This is a genomic window from Agrobacterium sp. fls2-241-TYG-188a, from assembly GCF_030209845.1.
Genome location: NZ_JARVRD010000011.1, coordinates 26,465 through 42,039 on the forward strand (window position 1 = coordinate 26,465; position 15,575 = coordinate 42,039).

17 protein-coding genes are annotated in these 15,575 nt (G+C 57.1%); 10 read left to right on the forward strand and 7 right to left on the reverse strand.

Going from position 1 to position 15,575, the window contains the following annotated elements; all coding sequences use genetic code 11:
• Positions 1–29: 29 nt before the first annotated feature.
• The 3 genes from lptM (at position 30) to QRN85_RS23600 (ending at position 4,353) form a co-directional block, all read left to right on the forward strand.
• Entirely contained in the window at positions 30–227 is a 198-nt protein-coding gene (lptM, locus tag QRN85_RS23590) for an LPS translocon maturation chaperone LptM (RefSeq protein WP_284760385.1), read from the forward strand.
• 11 nt (positions 228–238) lie between these two features.
• Positions 239–1,507, forward strand: a complete 1,269-nt coding sequence (gene lysA / locus QRN85_RS23595; protein WP_062588724.1) for a diaminopimelate decarboxylase — start codon at positions 239–241, stop codon at positions 1,505–1,507.
• Between the two features lie 179 nt (positions 1,508–1,686).
• A complete protein-coding gene (locus QRN85_RS23600; protein WP_284760387.1) occupies positions 1,687–4,353 on the forward strand; it encodes a TIGR02302 family protein in 2,667 nt (888 codons plus the stop codon).
• Positions 4,354–4,409: 56 nt separating this feature from the next.
• Here QRN85_RS23600 and QRN85_RS23605 read toward each other — a convergent pair whose 3' ends face one another.
• The 3 genes from QRN85_RS23605 to QRN85_RS23615 form a co-directional block, all read right to left on the reverse strand.
• The gene (locus tag QRN85_RS23605; protein WP_062588791.1) at positions 4,410–4,778 is read right to left on the reverse strand and encodes a response regulator; all 369 of its coding nucleotides are present in this window, start codon (positions 4,776–4,778) and stop codon (positions 4,410–4,412) included.
• A gap of 146 nt (positions 4,779–4,924) precedes the next feature.
• On the reverse strand, positions 4,925–5,470 hold the full coding sequence (hpt, locus tag QRN85_RS23610; protein ID WP_062588721.1) for a hypoxanthine phosphoribosyltransferase: 546 nt from the start codon (positions 5,468–5,470) through the stop codon (positions 4,925–4,927).
• A gap of 78 nt (positions 5,471–5,548) precedes the next feature.
• Positions 5,549–6,214 (reverse strand): DUF3426 domain-containing protein, encoded by a 666-nt coding sequence (locus QRN85_RS23615; RefSeq protein WP_113094126.1) that lies wholly within the window; start codon positions 6,212–6,214, stop codon positions 5,549–5,551.
• Between the two features lie 193 nt (positions 6,215–6,407).
• On the opposite strand from QRN85_RS23615, the gene ftsE reads away from it, so the two are divergent.
• From ftsE to QRN85_RS23635, 4 genes are all read left to right on the forward strand, one after another.
• Positions 6,408–7,067, forward strand: coding sequence for a cell division ATP-binding protein FtsE (gene ftsE, locus QRN85_RS23620; protein ID WP_062588719.1), 660 nt, complete (start codon positions 6,408–6,410; stop codon positions 7,065–7,067).
• Entirely contained in the window at positions 7,060–8,064 is a 1,005-nt protein-coding gene (locus QRN85_RS23625; RefSeq protein WP_113094070.1) for a cell division protein FtsX, read from the forward strand. Before ftsE ends, QRN85_RS23625 begins: the two co-directional genes overlap by 8 nt.
• A gap of 75 nt (positions 8,065–8,139) precedes the next feature.
• A complete protein-coding gene (locus QRN85_RS23630) occupies positions 8,140–8,835 on the forward strand; it encodes a YdcF family protein (RefSeq protein ID WP_112963133.1) in 696 nt (231 codons plus the stop codon).
• Positions 8,836–8,964: 129 nt separating this feature from the next.
• Complete coding sequence (locus tag QRN85_RS23635; protein ID WP_113094071.1) at positions 8,965–9,756, forward strand: lysophospholipid acyltransferase family protein; 792 nt, start codon at positions 8,965–8,967, stop codon at positions 9,754–9,756.
• 4 nt (positions 9,757–9,760) lie between these two features.
• Here QRN85_RS23635 and QRN85_RS23640 read toward each other — a convergent pair whose 3' ends face one another.
• Positions 9,761–10,288 (reverse strand): gamma-glutamylcyclotransferase, encoded by a 528-nt coding sequence (locus QRN85_RS23640; protein ID WP_113094072.1) that lies wholly within the window; start codon positions 10,286–10,288, stop codon positions 9,761–9,763.
• A 46-nt stretch (positions 10,289–10,334) separates the two neighbouring features.
• Here QRN85_RS23640 and QRN85_RS23645 point away from each other — a divergent pair, with 46 nt between their 5' ends.
• Positions 10,335–11,336 carry a DUF2125 domain-containing protein gene (locus QRN85_RS23645; RefSeq protein ID WP_113094073.1) on the forward strand — a complete coding sequence of 334 codons (1,002 nt, stop codon included), beginning with the start codon at positions 10,335–10,337 and terminating at the stop codon, positions 11,334–11,336.
• Between the two features lie 59 nt (positions 11,337–11,395).
• On the opposite strand, the gene QRN85_RS23650 is transcribed toward QRN85_RS23645, so the two are convergent.
• From QRN85_RS23650 to QRN85_RS23660, 3 genes are all read right to left on the reverse strand, one after another.
• Positions 11,396–12,325, reverse strand: a complete 930-nt coding sequence (locus QRN85_RS23650; RefSeq protein WP_112963030.1) for a prephenate/arogenate dehydrogenase family protein — start codon at positions 12,323–12,325, stop codon at positions 11,396–11,398.
• Complete coding sequence (gene hisC, locus QRN85_RS23655) at positions 12,325–13,431, reverse strand: histidinol-phosphate transaminase (RefSeq protein ID WP_113094074.1); 1,107 nt, start codon at positions 13,429–13,431, stop codon at positions 12,325–12,327. Before hisC ends, QRN85_RS23650 begins: the two co-directional genes overlap by 1 nt.
• Positions 13,432–13,513: 82 nt before the next feature.
• The gene (locus tag QRN85_RS23660) at positions 13,514–14,275 is read right to left on the reverse strand and encodes a class I SAM-dependent methyltransferase (protein ID WP_113094075.1); all 762 of its coding nucleotides are present in this window, start codon (positions 14,273–14,275) and stop codon (positions 13,514–13,516) included.
• A 92-nt stretch (positions 14,276–14,367) separates the two neighbouring features.
• On the opposite strand from QRN85_RS23660, the gene gloB reads away from it, so the two are divergent.
• Both gloB and QRN85_RS23670 read left to right on the forward strand, forming a co-directional pair.
• Positions 14,368–15,138 (forward strand): hydroxyacylglutathione hydrolase, encoded by a 771-nt coding sequence (gloB, locus tag QRN85_RS23665; RefSeq protein WP_062588703.1) that lies wholly within the window; start codon positions 14,368–14,370, stop codon positions 15,136–15,138.
• Positions 15,138–15,572 (forward strand): cupin domain-containing protein, encoded by a 435-nt coding sequence (locus tag QRN85_RS23670; protein WP_062588701.1) that lies wholly within the window; start codon positions 15,138–15,140, stop codon positions 15,570–15,572. The genes gloB and QRN85_RS23670 overlap by 1 nt, the downstream gene beginning before the upstream one ends.
• Positions 15,573–15,575: the final 3 nt, after the last annotated feature.

A 15,575-nucleotide genomic window follows, 5' to 3' on the forward strand; every position in this document is an offset into this window, starting at 1 on the left:
GAATGCAGAAATTTCCTTTGGACGGGCCCATGCTTTCAAAAATCTTGCGTACATTCATCGTTCCAGTCGGCATGACGCTCGCCGTCGGCCTTGCACTTTCAGGCTGCGGCCGCAAAGGCGACATCGATCCGCCCAGCACGCCGAAGGAGCAGCGCAATATCCGCTCCACCAACGGCACGGTGCAGCCCACGCCTGAGCGGCCATTCGTTCTCGACAAGCTTCTTTAAGGTCCGCAACTGTGAACCATTTCCAGTATATCGACGGCGTGCTTCACGCTGAAAACGTTCCCGTGCCTGAAATTGCCAAGGCCGTGGGCACGCCTTTCTACGTTTATTCCACCGCGACGCTTGAGCGCCACTACAAGGTGTTCAGTGAGGCTTTCGCCGATGTAGATTCGATGGTCTGCTACGCGATGAAGGCGAATTCCAATCAGGCCGTGCTGGCAACCTTGGCAAAGCTCGGGGCCGGCATCGATGTTGTCTCCGGCGGTGAATTGCGTCGTGCGCTGGCGGCGGGCGTCCCTGCAAGCCGCATCATGTTTTCCGGTGTTGGCAAGACCGTTGCCGAGATGGATTTTGCCCTTGAGGCAGGTATCTACTGCTTCAACATCGAGTCCGAGCCTGAACTGGAAGTCCTCAATCTTCGCGCCGTCAAGGCAGGCAAGAAGGCGCATGTTTCATTCCGCATCAACCCGGACGTGGATGCTGGCACCCATGCCAAGATTTCGACGGGCAAAAAGGAAAACAAGTTCGGCATTTCATACGAACGCGCCCGCGCCGTGTACAAACACGCCGCCACGCTGCCGGGAATTCATGTAAGCGGCATCGATATGCATATCGGCAGCCAGATTACGGAACTGCAGCCGTTTGAAGACGCCTTCCGCCTGCTGCGTGAGCTGGTGGAAGCATTGCGTGGCGACGGTCACACGATCAGCCATGTGGACATCGGCGGCGGCTTGGGCATTCCTTACCGTGATGACAACAATCCTCCGCCCCTTCCCGATGCCTACGCCCACATCGTCAAGAACGAACTGAAGAGCCTTGATTGCAAGATCGTCACGGAGCCAGGCCGCCTCATCGTGGGGAATGCCGGGATACTTGTCACTGAGGTCATCTACGTCAAAGACAGCGGAGACAAGACTTTCGTGATTGTTGACGGCGCGATGAACGACCTCATTCGCCCGACGCTTTACGAAGCCTATCACGGCATTCGCCCTGTGGTTCAGCCCGCGGCCGACTGCCCTCGCATCAAGGCGGATGTCGTTGGGCCGGTCTGCGAAACGGGCGATTATCTGGCACTGGACCGCGAAATGGCCGCGCCACAGCCTGGGGACCTGATCGCGGTAAGTTCCGCAGGGGCCTATGGCGCCGTCCAGGCCGGTACCTATAATTCCCGGCTTCTTGTCCCGGAGGTTCTGGTCAAGGGTAACCAGTTCCACGTCGTTCGTCCGCGTGGCACATATGAGCAACTGATAGCACTGGATTCTGTCCCAGCCTGGCTGGAATGATCGGGTCTGCTGATCACAATTGAGCGAAACCGAGGTAAAAACGAGGGTTGGCGGGTGCTTGCCCTCGTCTTCGCCATAAAGAATGCTATCCTAACTGCCGTGCACTGAATTTGATCGCCAATTGGAACGCTGTCGCGGGCATGGCGAAATCGGGTGGCCAGAACCGGGAGAACGGATTGATGACCACATCCAGGCAAGGCGATAAAGGCGCTTTCAGCAATAGACCTGAACTTGCTCGGCGCGTGGCGGGCAAACGTCTTTTTGCAAAGCTCGTGCTCTTCGCTGAACGCTTGGCGCCCAGAACGCTGCTGCCCCTGTCATTGGCCGCAATTTTTCTAGCGATCGCATTGTTTGGCATTTTCCGTCATATGCCGGACATTCTTCGCCTTGCCGTCGTATTTGTCCTCATCTTCTCCTTCATCACGTCTCTTTTGCCGATGACGCGCGTGAAGTGGCCGACGAAAGAAGAAGCATCCCGCCTGTTGGAAGCACGCAACGGACTACCGCACCAGCCAGTTGGCGTGCAGGAGGACGAACCGGCATTCGAAACGCCGTTTGCACGGGCTCTCTGGAAAGAGCACCAGCTGCGCATGGCCGAGAAGATTGCCGCGCTCGATGCCGGTCTTCCAAGACCAGATATCGCCTCTCACGACCGCATGGCCTTGCGGGCGCTTCCAGCGCTACTGCTCGTCACGGCTTTTGGCTTTTCTTTTTCCAATGGCGCAGGCGGTATTGCAGATGCTTTCCGCAATCACCCCACCGGCGGACCCGCAAATCCCGATATCCGGCTGGATGCCTGGGTCACCCCCCCGTCCTATACCGGGCGCGCTCCCATTTTCCTAACCGGCAACAATGCGACCGGAAGCGAAGCCATTTCCATGCCGCAATCATCGCGGTTGACGATCAGGATGACAGGTGGCGATGGAAATGAAGAAGTAACCTTCGAGCCCCACGAGGCCGGGCAACTCCAGAAGCTGAGTGCTGAAGGCGAGAAGGACGAAGCTGAGGAAACGGTCGCAAATTCAGACCAGCGTCAAGATAAGCCGCTGCCGCCAAGGACATTTTCCATGGAGGTTGCCGAAAGCGGAACAATCGAGGCCAACGGGCAACAATGGCAGTTCAATGTCATCCCGGACACGGCACCGACCATTGCCTTTGACAAGCTGCCGCGCCGCGCGGTCAACGGAGCGCTCGAAATTGGATTTACGGCGAAGGACGACTATGGCCTTCGCGAAGCTCATGCCGTTATTGAACCTGTCGGCGTCAAGGAAGGCGCGACGCCGCTCTATCCACCGCCGGAATTCAAGCTGGATCTGCCAAGGCAAAATCCGCGTGATATGAAAGCTGTAACCAGCAGGAACCTCACTGAACACCCGATGGCAGGCAAAAGAGTGCGCATCACTCTGGTTGCCACGGATGGCGCGGGCCAAACCGGCCGCAGTCCGTCACAGGAAATGATACTTCCCGGACGCAACTTCTCTGAACCGCTGGCCGCATCCGTTGTCGAGCAACGACAGATTTTCTCGCTCGACACACGCCAAATGCCCAAGGCAATCGCCTATAATGAGGCGGTGTCTTTGCGTCCGGAAGATACGATCCCAAACACGACGCATTATCTTCTGCTGCAATCGGCACAAGCCCGAATGAAGCTCGCCTACAATGAGGAGCTGCTGAAAAACACGTCCGATTACCTTTGGGAAATCGCGCTTGGCATAGAGGATGGCGATCTGTCGCAAGCTGAGCAGCGCCTGCGCGACGCCCAGACCGCGCTTTCGGAAGCCTTGGAACGGAAGGCACCGGACGAGGAAATTGCCAAGCTTATGCAAGAGCTTCGCGAGGCGATGAACGAGTTCATGAAAGAGCTTGCACAGCGGATGCAGAACGCCCCCCAGGCAAACATGAATCAGCAGGCGCAGAACGTTCTGCGGCAACGCGATCTGGAGAACATGATGAACCAGATCGAGAACCTCGCCCGCTCCGGTAATCGGGATGCGGCCCAGGAGATGCTGTCGCAACTTCAGCGAATGATGAACAATCTTCAGGCCGGGCGTCCGCAACGTGGCCAACAGGGTCAACAGCAGCAGCAGAACAGCCAGCTTCGCCAGCAGATCGACAAGCTGGGAGACATCATGCAGCAACAACAGAAGCTGATGGATGAAACCTTCAAGCTCGATCAGGCCCTTCGCGACAGAATGCAGCGCGGCGACCCGCAGCAGGGTCAACAGGGCGGCGACCAACAGATGGGTGAAAATGGCCAACAACCACCCGGCCAGCAGAACCCGCAGCAGCAGGGTCAAAACGGTCAGAACCCAACAGATCAGATGACAGCGCAACAGTTGCGGGAAGCGCTGAAAAACCTTCGCGAACAGCAGGACGGCCTTGGAAAGCAACTCGGCGAGCTACAAAAGGGTCTGCGCGATCTTGGGATGGACCCCGGCCAGAACTTCGGCAAGGCGGAGCAGGAGATGAAGGGTGCCGGTCAGGCACTCGGTCAAAGCCAGGGCGAGCAGGCCGTTGAAGGGCAAGGCAACGCGCTGAACGCATTGCGCCAAGGCGCCCAGGACATGATGGGCCAGATCATGCAGGCCATGCGGCAGCAGGGTCAGCAGCCGGGGCAAGGCCAGCAAGGGATGATGGGTCAAGGTGGGCAGAACGGTCGCGACCCGCTGGGACGGCCACGCGAAAGCAGCGGCCCTGATTTTGGAGACAATCAGGTCAGAGTGCCCGACGAAATCGATGTCCAGCGCGCCCGCGAAATTCTTGAAGCCATCCGTGAGAAACTCGGAAACAACCCGCCCGGTGAAGTCGAACGCCGGTATCTGGAACGGTTGCTGGATATTCAGTAGATTTGAACGTAATAAAAAACGGGCGGTGAGCCGCCCGCGTTTTGCCCCTTGGCCTGTCAGGCCGCTGCAGTTGCCAGCGCACGCGCCACGGCTTTGCGGATATCAGGCAGCGCAAAGGGTTTTGGCACGACATCGATGATCTTTTCCATCAAGTCATCTGCCCGCTCGCGCTGCTCGGCATAACCCGTCATCAGCAAAATCTTGAGATTCGGAAATTGAGAGGAAGCTCGGTGCGCCAGCTCGATGCCGTCCATGACAGGCATACGGATGTCGGAGAGAAGAAGGTCGAACGTGTGCTCGTTCAGCTTCTCGAATCCCTGCTCGCCGTCAGCGGCTTCGTGAGTTTCGTGCCCGTCCAGACGCAACGCACGCGCCACAAAGGTGCGCAACGCGTCTTCGTCTTCTGTGATTAATATTTTCGCCATTTTCCATCGCTCCTGGTATTCATTCCAGCGAGCAACAAACTCGGTCATTTCCCTTTGCAAGAGGTAAATGGCGCAGCGCATACGGGCAGCATGGTTAACAATGCATGGCCATATCCTGCCTCTGTCTTACAGGCAGGACGCCCAGCTCAGTCGGCATCTCCGGTGACGACGCCGACAAAGGGCAGCTCGCGGAATGCGTAAGCCACATCCATTCCATAACCGACCACGAAGTAATCAGGGCATTCAAAGCCGACATAGTCTGCTTCTAGCTGTTCCTTGCGCTTCACCTTCTTATCCAGCAGAACGGCAATGGAAACGTTGCGCGCACCGCGCTCGTAGAGCAGTTCTTTCGCAAACAGAAGCGTTCGGCCGGATTCGAGAATGTCGTCAATCAACAGCACGTCACGGTCTTTGACATCGCTATCGATATCCTTGACGATTCTGACGCCCTGGGAAACGGTGCCGGTGCCATAGCTGGAAAGCGTGATGAATTCGACTTCCGGCGCCAGTCCACTGTCATGCAGGGCACGAATTAGATCGGCGGCGAAGATGAAAGAGCCTTTCAATACCGCGATAACGAGCAGGTCGTTCGTCGGCCCGCTCGCGATCCGCTTGGCGAGGTCGCGGTTGCGCTCGGCAATCTGCTCTGCGGTGTAGAGGGGCTCAATATTTTTTCCACGAACGACGGGCATGTCTTCTCCTGCGCCAATCCGGCATCGGATCGTCAACACGACCCGCCGAAACGAAACGAAGGGCGTCCGGTAGCACAGTCAGCGTTCGGAAACACCCGTTTCAGCAAAAGAAAGCTTGATTTCGGGCGTTTTTCCACCGGGATGCCGCAGTCTTGCAGAAAAACCGTGGCTAAGGCCTGCCTTTATGTCCTGCACGGGAGGCTCGATCAGCATACTTGCCACCTTCTCGCCCTTGCTCGCAAAAAGATCGGCCCGGATTGCTGGTAGCGCCTGCGGATCATTGCTGTTGTTTTCGACAATGCCGTTGATCAGCAGGACTTCCATGCCTCCGGCATCCTGAGGCGTAACCGTAACATGCGTAATGCTAAGCGGCGCAACAGGTGATGCGACTGCCGATTTTTCCTGCAGTGCTGCAAATCCACCGGAGAGAAAAAACACCAGCACAACCGCAGCTGCCACGATCGCAGAATACCCATCCACCGAAAGCGTCGAAAGCTTTCGGTCTAACCAGTGCACGAAGGCGAAGAGAACGCCGAGGGCAGAAGCCGGTTTTGACGCCTTCTGTTGATAATTCACGTCTCTATTGTCGTTTCCATGGTCACAAAACGGCGTTTCCTTTATCGTGACAAAGTCGGCATCTAGGATGTCGTCACCGTTGCGCGTTCGCCAGGTCTGGCGAAGTGGCGCTTCCGGCATCAACAGATCCAAATCGAGTGCCGCCTGCCGGCGAGTTGAACGGAACATACCCATGAAGTTCCCTCAGTCAGTTTTTCGGCCCGATAAAAACTGGGCATTGAATGAAATCCTGCCTAGTCGTAAATTTAATTGGTTAATGCTTTGCAAAGACGCTGGAAAAGGCCCCGGAAGCGACCCGGGTTGATGAGGCCATAGCGACGATGCAGACAAATCGCCACGAAAGCAAAAGACTGGAAATTCGTTGATCCATTTCGAAAATGTGGGCTTGCGGTACGGAATGGGTCCGGAGATTCTGCGGGATATGACGTTCGATATCCCAAAGGGTTCGTTTCAGTTCCTCACAGGACCATCGGGTGCTGGCAAGACGACGCTTCTGCGCCTGCTGCTGATGTCGCTGCAGCCCACACGCGGGCATATCCGCATGTTCAGCCGCGATGTCTCCCGCATTCCCCGCAGCGAATTGCCGCTGCTGCGCCGCCGCGTCGGCATCGTGTTTCAGGATTTTCGGCTTCTCGATCATCTCACAACCTATGAAAATGTGGCGCTTCCGCTTCGTGTACGCGGCAAGGAAGAGAGCGCCTATCGCAACGATGTCATCGAGCTTTTGAAATGGGTCGGCCTTGGTGAGCGAATCAACGTGCTGCCGCCCATTCTCTCCGGTGGTGAAAAACAGCGCGCGGCGATTGCCAGAGCTCTGATGGATCAGCCGGAAATTCTTCTCGCGGACGAGCCGACGGGTAACGTCGACCCTCCGATGGCAAAGCGGTTGCTGAACCTGTTTCTTGAGTTGAACCGCCTTGGCACTGCAGTGGTCATCGCCACCCATGACTTCGGCCTGATGGATCAGGTTGACGCACGACGGATGATTTTGACGGAAGGGCGGCTCGACGTTTATGAATGAGATGAGCCGTAAAGCCCTCAAGCCCTCGCAAATGGCCGCGCCGAAGATGCCGCAGATGCGCATTCGGCCAATGGCGCCCATCTTGCCGCCTTCCAACATTCAGGGAAATGCGCTGATCGTCGTTATCGCGATCATGGCATTTCTTGCCTGCCTGACGCTGGGTGCCGTGAGCATGGTGCGTGCCACGGCCTCCAGTTGGCAGAGCCAGATTTCGCGCGAGATCACCATTCAGATCAAGCCGGAAGACGGCCTCGACATGAATGCCGCACTCAACAAGGCACGCAATCTTGCGCTTTCTTTCGTGGGCACGCGCGAGGGAACGATCATGGATGACGCCGCCACGAGCCGTCTGCTTGAGCCGTGGCTCGGCGCAGGCCTCGATCTGTCGGAACTCCCGGTGCCCAGGCTCGTCATCATCACGATCGACGAAAACAATCCACCTGACTTCGAAGCGATGCGTGCCATGCTGAAAACGGAAATTCCGCAGGCATTCCTGGATGACCACCGCACCTGGGTGGACCGCCTCGTCTCGATGGCCCATACGACTGTCATGATCGGCCTTGGCGTCTTGATACTGGTCTTCAGCGCCATGGTGCTTACCGTGATTTTTGCGACACGCGGTGCCCTGTCCGGCAATCGTCATATCGTGGAAGTCCTGCATTTCGTCGGTGCCGAGAGCAGTTTTGTGGCACGGGAGTTTCAAAAACACTTCTTGAAAATCAGCCTCAAAGGTTCCGGAGCCGGGAGTGCGCTGGCTGCCCTTGTGTTTCTTGCTGCGGGTTTCTGGCAGTCCCGTTCACTGGCAACACCGCAGAGCGATCAGGCTAGCGCTCTTTTTGGCACCTTCTCTGTTGGTCTGGAGGGCTATATCGGCATTTTCGCCACCATGCTGATCATTGCTTTGCTGACGACGGTCACGGCTCGAATGACAGTGATCCGGACGATTGACGATATTGATCGCGTACGCTCCGACCCGTCAAAGAGTGAGGGTGTCTGATGACGGCAGATACCGCCAGCGGAAAGAAGCTACCTGTTTCTTGCCTTGATCCAAGCTTACGGATAACTCATGGCAATGAGTCGTACAGACCCGGATGACGATTTGACTCCGACGCCGCGAAACCGCTGGTTTTCGCGCAAGGGGCGTTTGCGTCGGTTCGTCAGGGCGACGATCCTGATCTGCATGGTGATTGCGGGCGCTGTGTTCGGAGGTTTTCTCTGGTTTGCAGACTCGGTTGCCTCTATGCGTCCCCCTTCAGCAACCAAGGCAGATGGTATTATCGTGCTGACGGGCGGCTATCTTCGGATCGATCAGGCTGTCGGATTGCTGCGCGACGGTGTCGGCAAGCGCTTGCTGATTTCAGGGGTCAATCCATCGACGACGCGTGCCCAGATTCGCAAGATGACGCAGAGCTCGGCCGATCTTTTCGCCTGCTGTGTGGACATGGGCTATCAGGCCGTGGACACGATCGGGAATGCCAGCGAGGCCGCTAAGTGGATAAAGGACAGGGGCTACGCTTCTGTCGTTGTCGTCACCAACAACTACCACATGCACCGAAGCCTGCACGAGTTGCGCAGTTCCAGCCCGGAAACGCAATTCATCGCCTACCCCGTGATCAATTCGGATCTCGCCCGCACCAACTGGTTTGCGAATCCGGACGTCGTGCGGACGATGATTTCCGAGTACATCAAGTTCGTAGCCGCGGCCACCCGGGATCTGACCGGCTTGGGCAAGGGCAATGGCCTGAGAAGCGGGCCTCAGTCCAACTGACTATAGCACATCGCACGCTGGATTGGTCTTGCTGAGATACCCTGTTTTCGTGTAGGCGTTCAGCCCTGCGCACGACATCGGATTTCGCTTTCTTCCGCTGAAACGGATGCGCCGGGGGAAGCCTTTTCTATGCTCAGACTGCGTTCCATTCTTTTCAACACGCTCTTCTATCTCAATCTCATCGTCAGGATGATTGTGCTGACGCCAATCTATTTCCTGGTGCCGCGTAAGCTGGCGTTTGAGATTCCAAAGGCCTGGGCTCGATCCAATCACTGGCTGATGGAAAAGATCGTCGGCACGACTTTCACCATAGAAGGTCTGGAAAACATTCCGGAAACTGGCTGCATTTTCGCACCCAAGCACCAATCATTCTGGGATACCTATGCGCTCCTTCCCAACCTCAAGGACCCGGTCTACATATTGAAGCGGGAGTTAATGTGGATACCGCTGTTTGGCTGGTATGTCGCAAAGCAGCGTATGATCCCCGTCAACCGTGCCGCACGCGGAAAGGTCATGCTGAAGGTCATGGATCGCGCTCGCGAAGAAATGGCAAAGGGACGGGAACTGATCATCTACCCGGAAGGGACGCGCCGACCGCCCGGTGCCGAACCTGAATATCGTTATGGCATTGCAAGGCTGTACCGCGACCTGAAGGTACCTGTCGTGCCGGTTGCGATGCACCCCGGACTTTTCTGGCCGCGTCACACGACGATGCGCTATCCTGGCCATTTCACGGTTCGCATCCTTCCTCCGATAGAGCCAGGATTAGACCCGGATGTGTTTTTCAAGCAGTTGATTGCAGTCACCGAAAAAGCGAGTGACGAGCTTCTTCTTGACACCGCCCGCGATAACCCTGACCTTCCGATGCCCCCATCGGCTGCCAAGCGACTGGCGGAACTCCGGCAAAACCAATCAGCCTGAACGCTTAGCCCGCCTGTTTCCTGACATTGGAGGCCACACGCTCCAGCAGCGCGTCGCGAATTCCCATGTCCTGCAAATGCGCGACGGTGTTGAAGACATAATCGACATTAGGCCCCGAACGCCCCGACGCATTGCTGACGATCATGGCCGCCTCTTCAAGGGCGAGATCGCCAATATATTGAGGGTGTTGACGGTCCGCGACGTAAGTCAGCGCCATCTGTCGTCTTCCGTCGGCCAGTCCTACGGAGAGCACGCGCTCTTTGTAGACATTGCTGACCAATTCGCGTTCCCGCAGATAATCAAGCACTGGCGCACGGTTTTCCTGCGCAACCCGGAAGGCAACCCCCAGGCAAGAGCCACCACGCTCCAGCCCCAGCACCAGACCGGGATTTTCTTCCGTACCACGGTAGAGATTAGACCGTATGCATAAAGACCGCCGGTATCCGTAAAGACGCGCCTGCTGGCGCTCCTCAAACGGGAAGCCGGGGTTCCACATCAACGAGCCATAGCCAAAGACCCAAAAATCGTCCATATCGCAAGCCACACCAAATCACCTGTGTCTACCATTGGAGATCATCATGGCAGCGTCAAGCCAATCCCGAACCAGCAGAAAATTCCTTTTTCTCGGTGTCGGGATCATTGCGGTCGCCGCCATCTACACGGCAGGCTGGTTTTATGCGGCGCAGCGCCTGCAGGAAACCGTCATACGGACTCTTGCCCCCGGTGGCGCGGCAGGCGTGACGGGCGAGTGCTCGGACATTGCCTTCAGGGGCTACCCGTTCCGTATCGGTCTTTTCTGCTCCAAGGTGGATGTCAAGAATACCGCCAACGACATGTCGGCATCCTTCGGTGCGTTGCGGTCTGCCGCACAGATCTATGCTCCAGGCCACATCGTCTGGGAACTGGACTCGCCAGCGACAATACAGACCGGCCATGGCCTCAGCGTGTCCGCGCAATGGGCGAACCTGCAATCCAGCCTTGTCACCAAGCTGAAAGGCATCGACCGGACATCGCTCGTGATTGACGGGCTGAAAGCTTCGGCGGTTTCCGCCGTCACGGCCCAGACGATCAATTTCGATGCTGCGAAAACGGAAGTTCACCTGCGCCAGAACGGTGCCGATCTTGATGGCGCAGTCACCCTGACGGATGCCTCCACCGTCATCAAGGATTGGCCGCAACTCTTGCCAAGGCTGAATGCCATTGCCGATCTGACGCTTGCAGGCAAGGCAGGCATGATCGATGGCAGCGATCGTTCCGGCCTCTACGGCGCCAGCGGAGAGTTGCGCCGCTTGATGCTGGATATCGGCGACGGACGTACCATGCGGCTGACGGGTCCGTTCTCCTTTGACGAGCAGGGCTACCTGTCAGGTCAGTTCAAGCTGGAAATCGAAAAACTGGGCGATTGGGCAGACAATGCCAAGCAGGCGCTGCCGCAACTCCAATCGACCATAGACACCGCCCGTAAACTGCTTCGTGCCCTTGCTGGCGGAGGAGACAGAGCGTCTGTCGATCTGGTTGTCGACCGTGGCCGGGCAACGGTCAGCGGCTTCATACCGCTCGGGAAAATTCCCCCGATCTGAGGGCTACGAGCGAGCGGTGGCGCACCGTTGCCGACGCGCCACCGAAAAGATCAGAGAGCCTATTTCTTGGCATCCAGCGTGTGACGGCCAAAGTCAGGTGCATCCACATCCTGCCCGGCTTCCACGATTGAACGACGGATGGCACGCGTGCGTGTGAAGAGCTCGAACAGCTTGTCGCCCTCTCCCCACCGTATCGCCCGTTGCAGATAGGCAAGGTCCTCGGAAAACCTGGCCAGCATTTCAAGAATGGCATCCTTGTTGTGCAAACATACGTCCCGCCACATGGTTGGGTCGGACGCAGCCAGACGGGTAAAATCTCGAAAGCCGGATGCGGAATATTTGATGACTTCCGATTCGGTCACCGTACCAAGATCGTCAGCCGTACCGACTATGTTGTAGGCGATGATATGCGGAAGATGTGAAACGATCGCCAGAACCTTGTCATGATGCTCGGCGTCCATTTCATCGATTCGTGAGCCGAGCTGCTCCCAGAACGCCTTCAATCTCGCAAGGGCGTCTGGATCAGTGTCGGCCAAGGGCGTGAAGATGCACCAGCGATCACGAAACAACCCTGAAAAGCCAGCGTCGGGGCCGGACTTTTCCGTACCTGCCAGGGGGTGCCCCGGGATGAAATGAACGCTATCAGGCATATGAGGTGCCATCTGCGCAATAACCGAGGCTTTCGTGGAGCCAACATCGGTCACGATCGCGCCGGGTTTTAGATTGGGAGCTATCTGCTCCGCAACGCTGCCGGAAGCGCCGACAGGCACCGAAATGATGACGAGATCTGCGTCCCTTACCGCCTCCGCAGCCGATATGGTGTAGGCTGTTCCAAGCTCCAGCTCCTCGGCCCGCTTCAACGTTTCGGGACTGCGCGTCGAAATAACGACGTCACGCGCCAGACCGGCGTCCTTTATGTCACGCGCGATGGAAGAGCCGATCAGGCCAATGCCGATGAGCGCAATACGGTCAAACAATACGCTGCCCATCAAGCTTGCTCCATAAAGTCTTTCAGAGCGGCGATAACGCCAAGGTTGGCTTCCTGCGAGCCCACCGTCATGCGCAATGCATTCGCAAAACCGTATCCGCGTACAGCGCGCAGAATGTAACCCCGGCGGGTCAGAAACTCATCCGCATCTGCGGCTCGCTTGCCGTCGACATCGGGGAAATGAATGAGAAGGAAATTGGTCACCGATGGTGTCACAACGAGGCCGAGCGCCGTGAATGCCTCTGTGAGCTTCTCCAGCCATTCAAGGTTATGCGCCACCGCGTTCTGCATGAATGCCTGATCGCGAATCGCGGCCGCACCGGCAGCAATGGCGGGCGCATTCATGTTGAAAGGACCGCGCACTCGGTTCAGAGCATCGATAATGGCCGCAGGGCCGTACATCCAGCCAACACGCAGCGCAGCAAGCCCATAAACTTTTGAAAAGGTTCTCGTCATGACGACATTGGCGTTGCCTGAGACGAGCTCGAGGCCAGCCTCATAGTCGTTCTTGCGGACATATTCCGCATAGGCAGCATCCAGCACAAGGATGACATGCTTGGGCAGGCCAGCCTGCAGACGGCGTATTTCTGCAACGGGTACATAGCTACCCGTTGGATTGCCAGGATTGGCAATGAATACCATTTTCGTCTTGCTTGTTACCGCCGCGAGGATGGCATCGACATCGACGGCACAATCCTTCTCTTTGACGGTGACAGGCTGGGCGCCCGCGCCCATGATCTGGATCCTGTAGACCAGAAAGCCATGTTCGGTAATGATCGCCTCATCACCAGCGCCCAGGTAAACATGGCACAAAAGGCCCAGCAGCTCGTCAGAGCCATTGCCACACATGATATTGGCGACATTCAAGCCATGGACATCGGCAATGGCGTGGCGCAAGGCCATAGCCTGACCGTCCGGGTAGATTTCCAGATTTGACGCTGCGGCTTTGAAGGCTTCGATGGCTTTCGGGCTTGGGCCAAGCGGTGTTTCATTGGAGGAGAGCTTGTAAACCTTCGCTACCCCCTCTGCATGTTCCTTGCCGGGAACATAAGCAGCGATATCCAGAATGCCCGGACGTGGAACAGGTTGGTTCGGCTCTGCACTCATTTCATCACCTTCTGAAAAACGCCGGAGGACCCAGCAAAATAATGCCTGGGGCATTAGACCGGAACGCAAGATTTGTCGAGTGTCAGCGCGGCTTTAGCGGTTCGCTTGATGTCCGGGTCGTGGGCACTCCGTGCGGCGCAAGAACCGGCACGAACACCCGTCGTGATGCCCGTTGAGTGACAGGCAGGCCCTGATACAAACGCTTTTGCGCCTCAACGATGATAACGCCCGAAAAGACGGGCCAAAGTCTTCTGCCGGTGCTTTCCAGATAGCGTCGGAACTTCAACACCGATCGAACCTTCGATGGCGGGAAGAAAAGGGCTTCCGCAGAAGCGCCCGGCGTAAAATTTGTTTCCCTGAGAAGGGTCGTCAACTGGCCGCGCGAGTATGGCCGCCCTGATCCGAAGGGCGTGTGCTCCATTCTGGCCCACACGCCACGTCTGTTCGGCACCACGATGACCAGACGTCCACCTGGCGCAAGCACACGCCACAATTCCTTGAGTGTCTCCCGAGGATTTTCTGCAAATTCGAGAGAGTGAACCATCAGTATGCGATCTATGGAGGAATCCGGGAGAGGTAATTCCTCATCAAACACGAGGGCTGTGGCGGAGCGTTCCCCCGCCGGCCAGTTAACCGCCCCCTGCCCCGCTGGCATGAAGGCGAAGGTTCTTTCCGTATCGTGACGAAACCGGTCGAGAAATGGCACGGCATAACCGATGCCGACCAGACGCTCATCGGGCAAGGAAGGCCAGAGCGTTGAAAGCGCCATTGTGATCGCCTGCTCGGCAGAGCGGCCAAGCGGAGAATGGTAGAATTCGCGCAGATCGACAATATCGGTGTTCATCAGCAGAATGTAGCAGTCCCCCGTTGGACTTCAAGGCGGGTGGGTTTACATAAGAGGCGCCTTTGGTTTGGAAGTCCAAGATGGAGAGGAATATGAAACCGTTGGAAATAGAGGTATTTTCTTGTCGCAGTGACAACTTCGGCGTCCTGCTACACGACGGCGAGACAGGGATCACCGTTTCTATCGACGCTCCGGAGGAGGCCCCCATCATCGCTGCGCTCGAGCGCCGTGGGTGGAAGCTTACCCATATCCTTACCACGCATCACCACATGGACCATGTTGAAGCCAATCTCGCCTTGAAGGAAAAATACGGCTGCGAAATTCACGGCCCCCACGACGAGGCCATTGCCATTCCCGGATTGGACAAATCCGCAATGGACGGCGATGAGTTTCAACTGGCCGGGCGGCGTGTTCAGGTCATAGCAACGCCCGGCCACACTGCCGGACATATTTGTTACTATTTTCCCGATGACGCATTGCTTTTTGCTGCCGACACCCTGTTCGCCATGGGCTGCGGCCGTCTTTTTGAGCGCCCAGCAGCTGACATGTGGCACTCATTTCAGAAGCTGATGGCCTTGCCTGACGAAACCAGAGTCTATTTCGGGCACGAATATACGCTCGCCAATGCCCGCTTCGCGGTTACCGTTGATCCTGAGAATTCCGCATTGACTGAACGTGCGCGTGCGGTTGAGGATATGAGAAGCAAGGGCGAGTTCACGATACCCACCACCATCGGGCTCGAAAAGCAGACAAATCCCTACATGCGCGTTGCCGATGCCAATATCCGCAAGCAATTGGGTCTCCCCGATGCCTCGGATGCTGAGGTCTTTGCGGAAATCAGAGCCCGCAAGGATCAGTTTTGATGCAATATGCAGACCTATCCGCCGATGCCATCATCGCCGAATTGCAACTGGAGCCGCACCCTGAAGGCGGCTACTATCGTCAGACCTTTCGTGACGGGCCGGAAGATGGCCGCGGCCATTCGACCGCAATCTACTATCTGCTGAAAAAGGGTGAGCGGTCGCACTGGCACCGTGTGATCGATGCGGCGGAAGCGTGGCACTATTATGCGGGCGCACCGCTGGCGCTTCACCTGAGCGCGGATGGAAAGGGCGTTGAGACAATTAAGCTCGGTCCTTTCCTTCTCGATGGCCAAAGACCGCAGGCGGTTGTCCCAGCCAATCACTGGCAAGCTGCAGAGAGCCTCGGTGACTTTACGCTGGTGGGCTGCACCGTGGCTCCGGGCTTTGTCTTCGAAAGTTTCGTCATGGCTCCGCCCGGCTGGTCACCGGGCTGACGA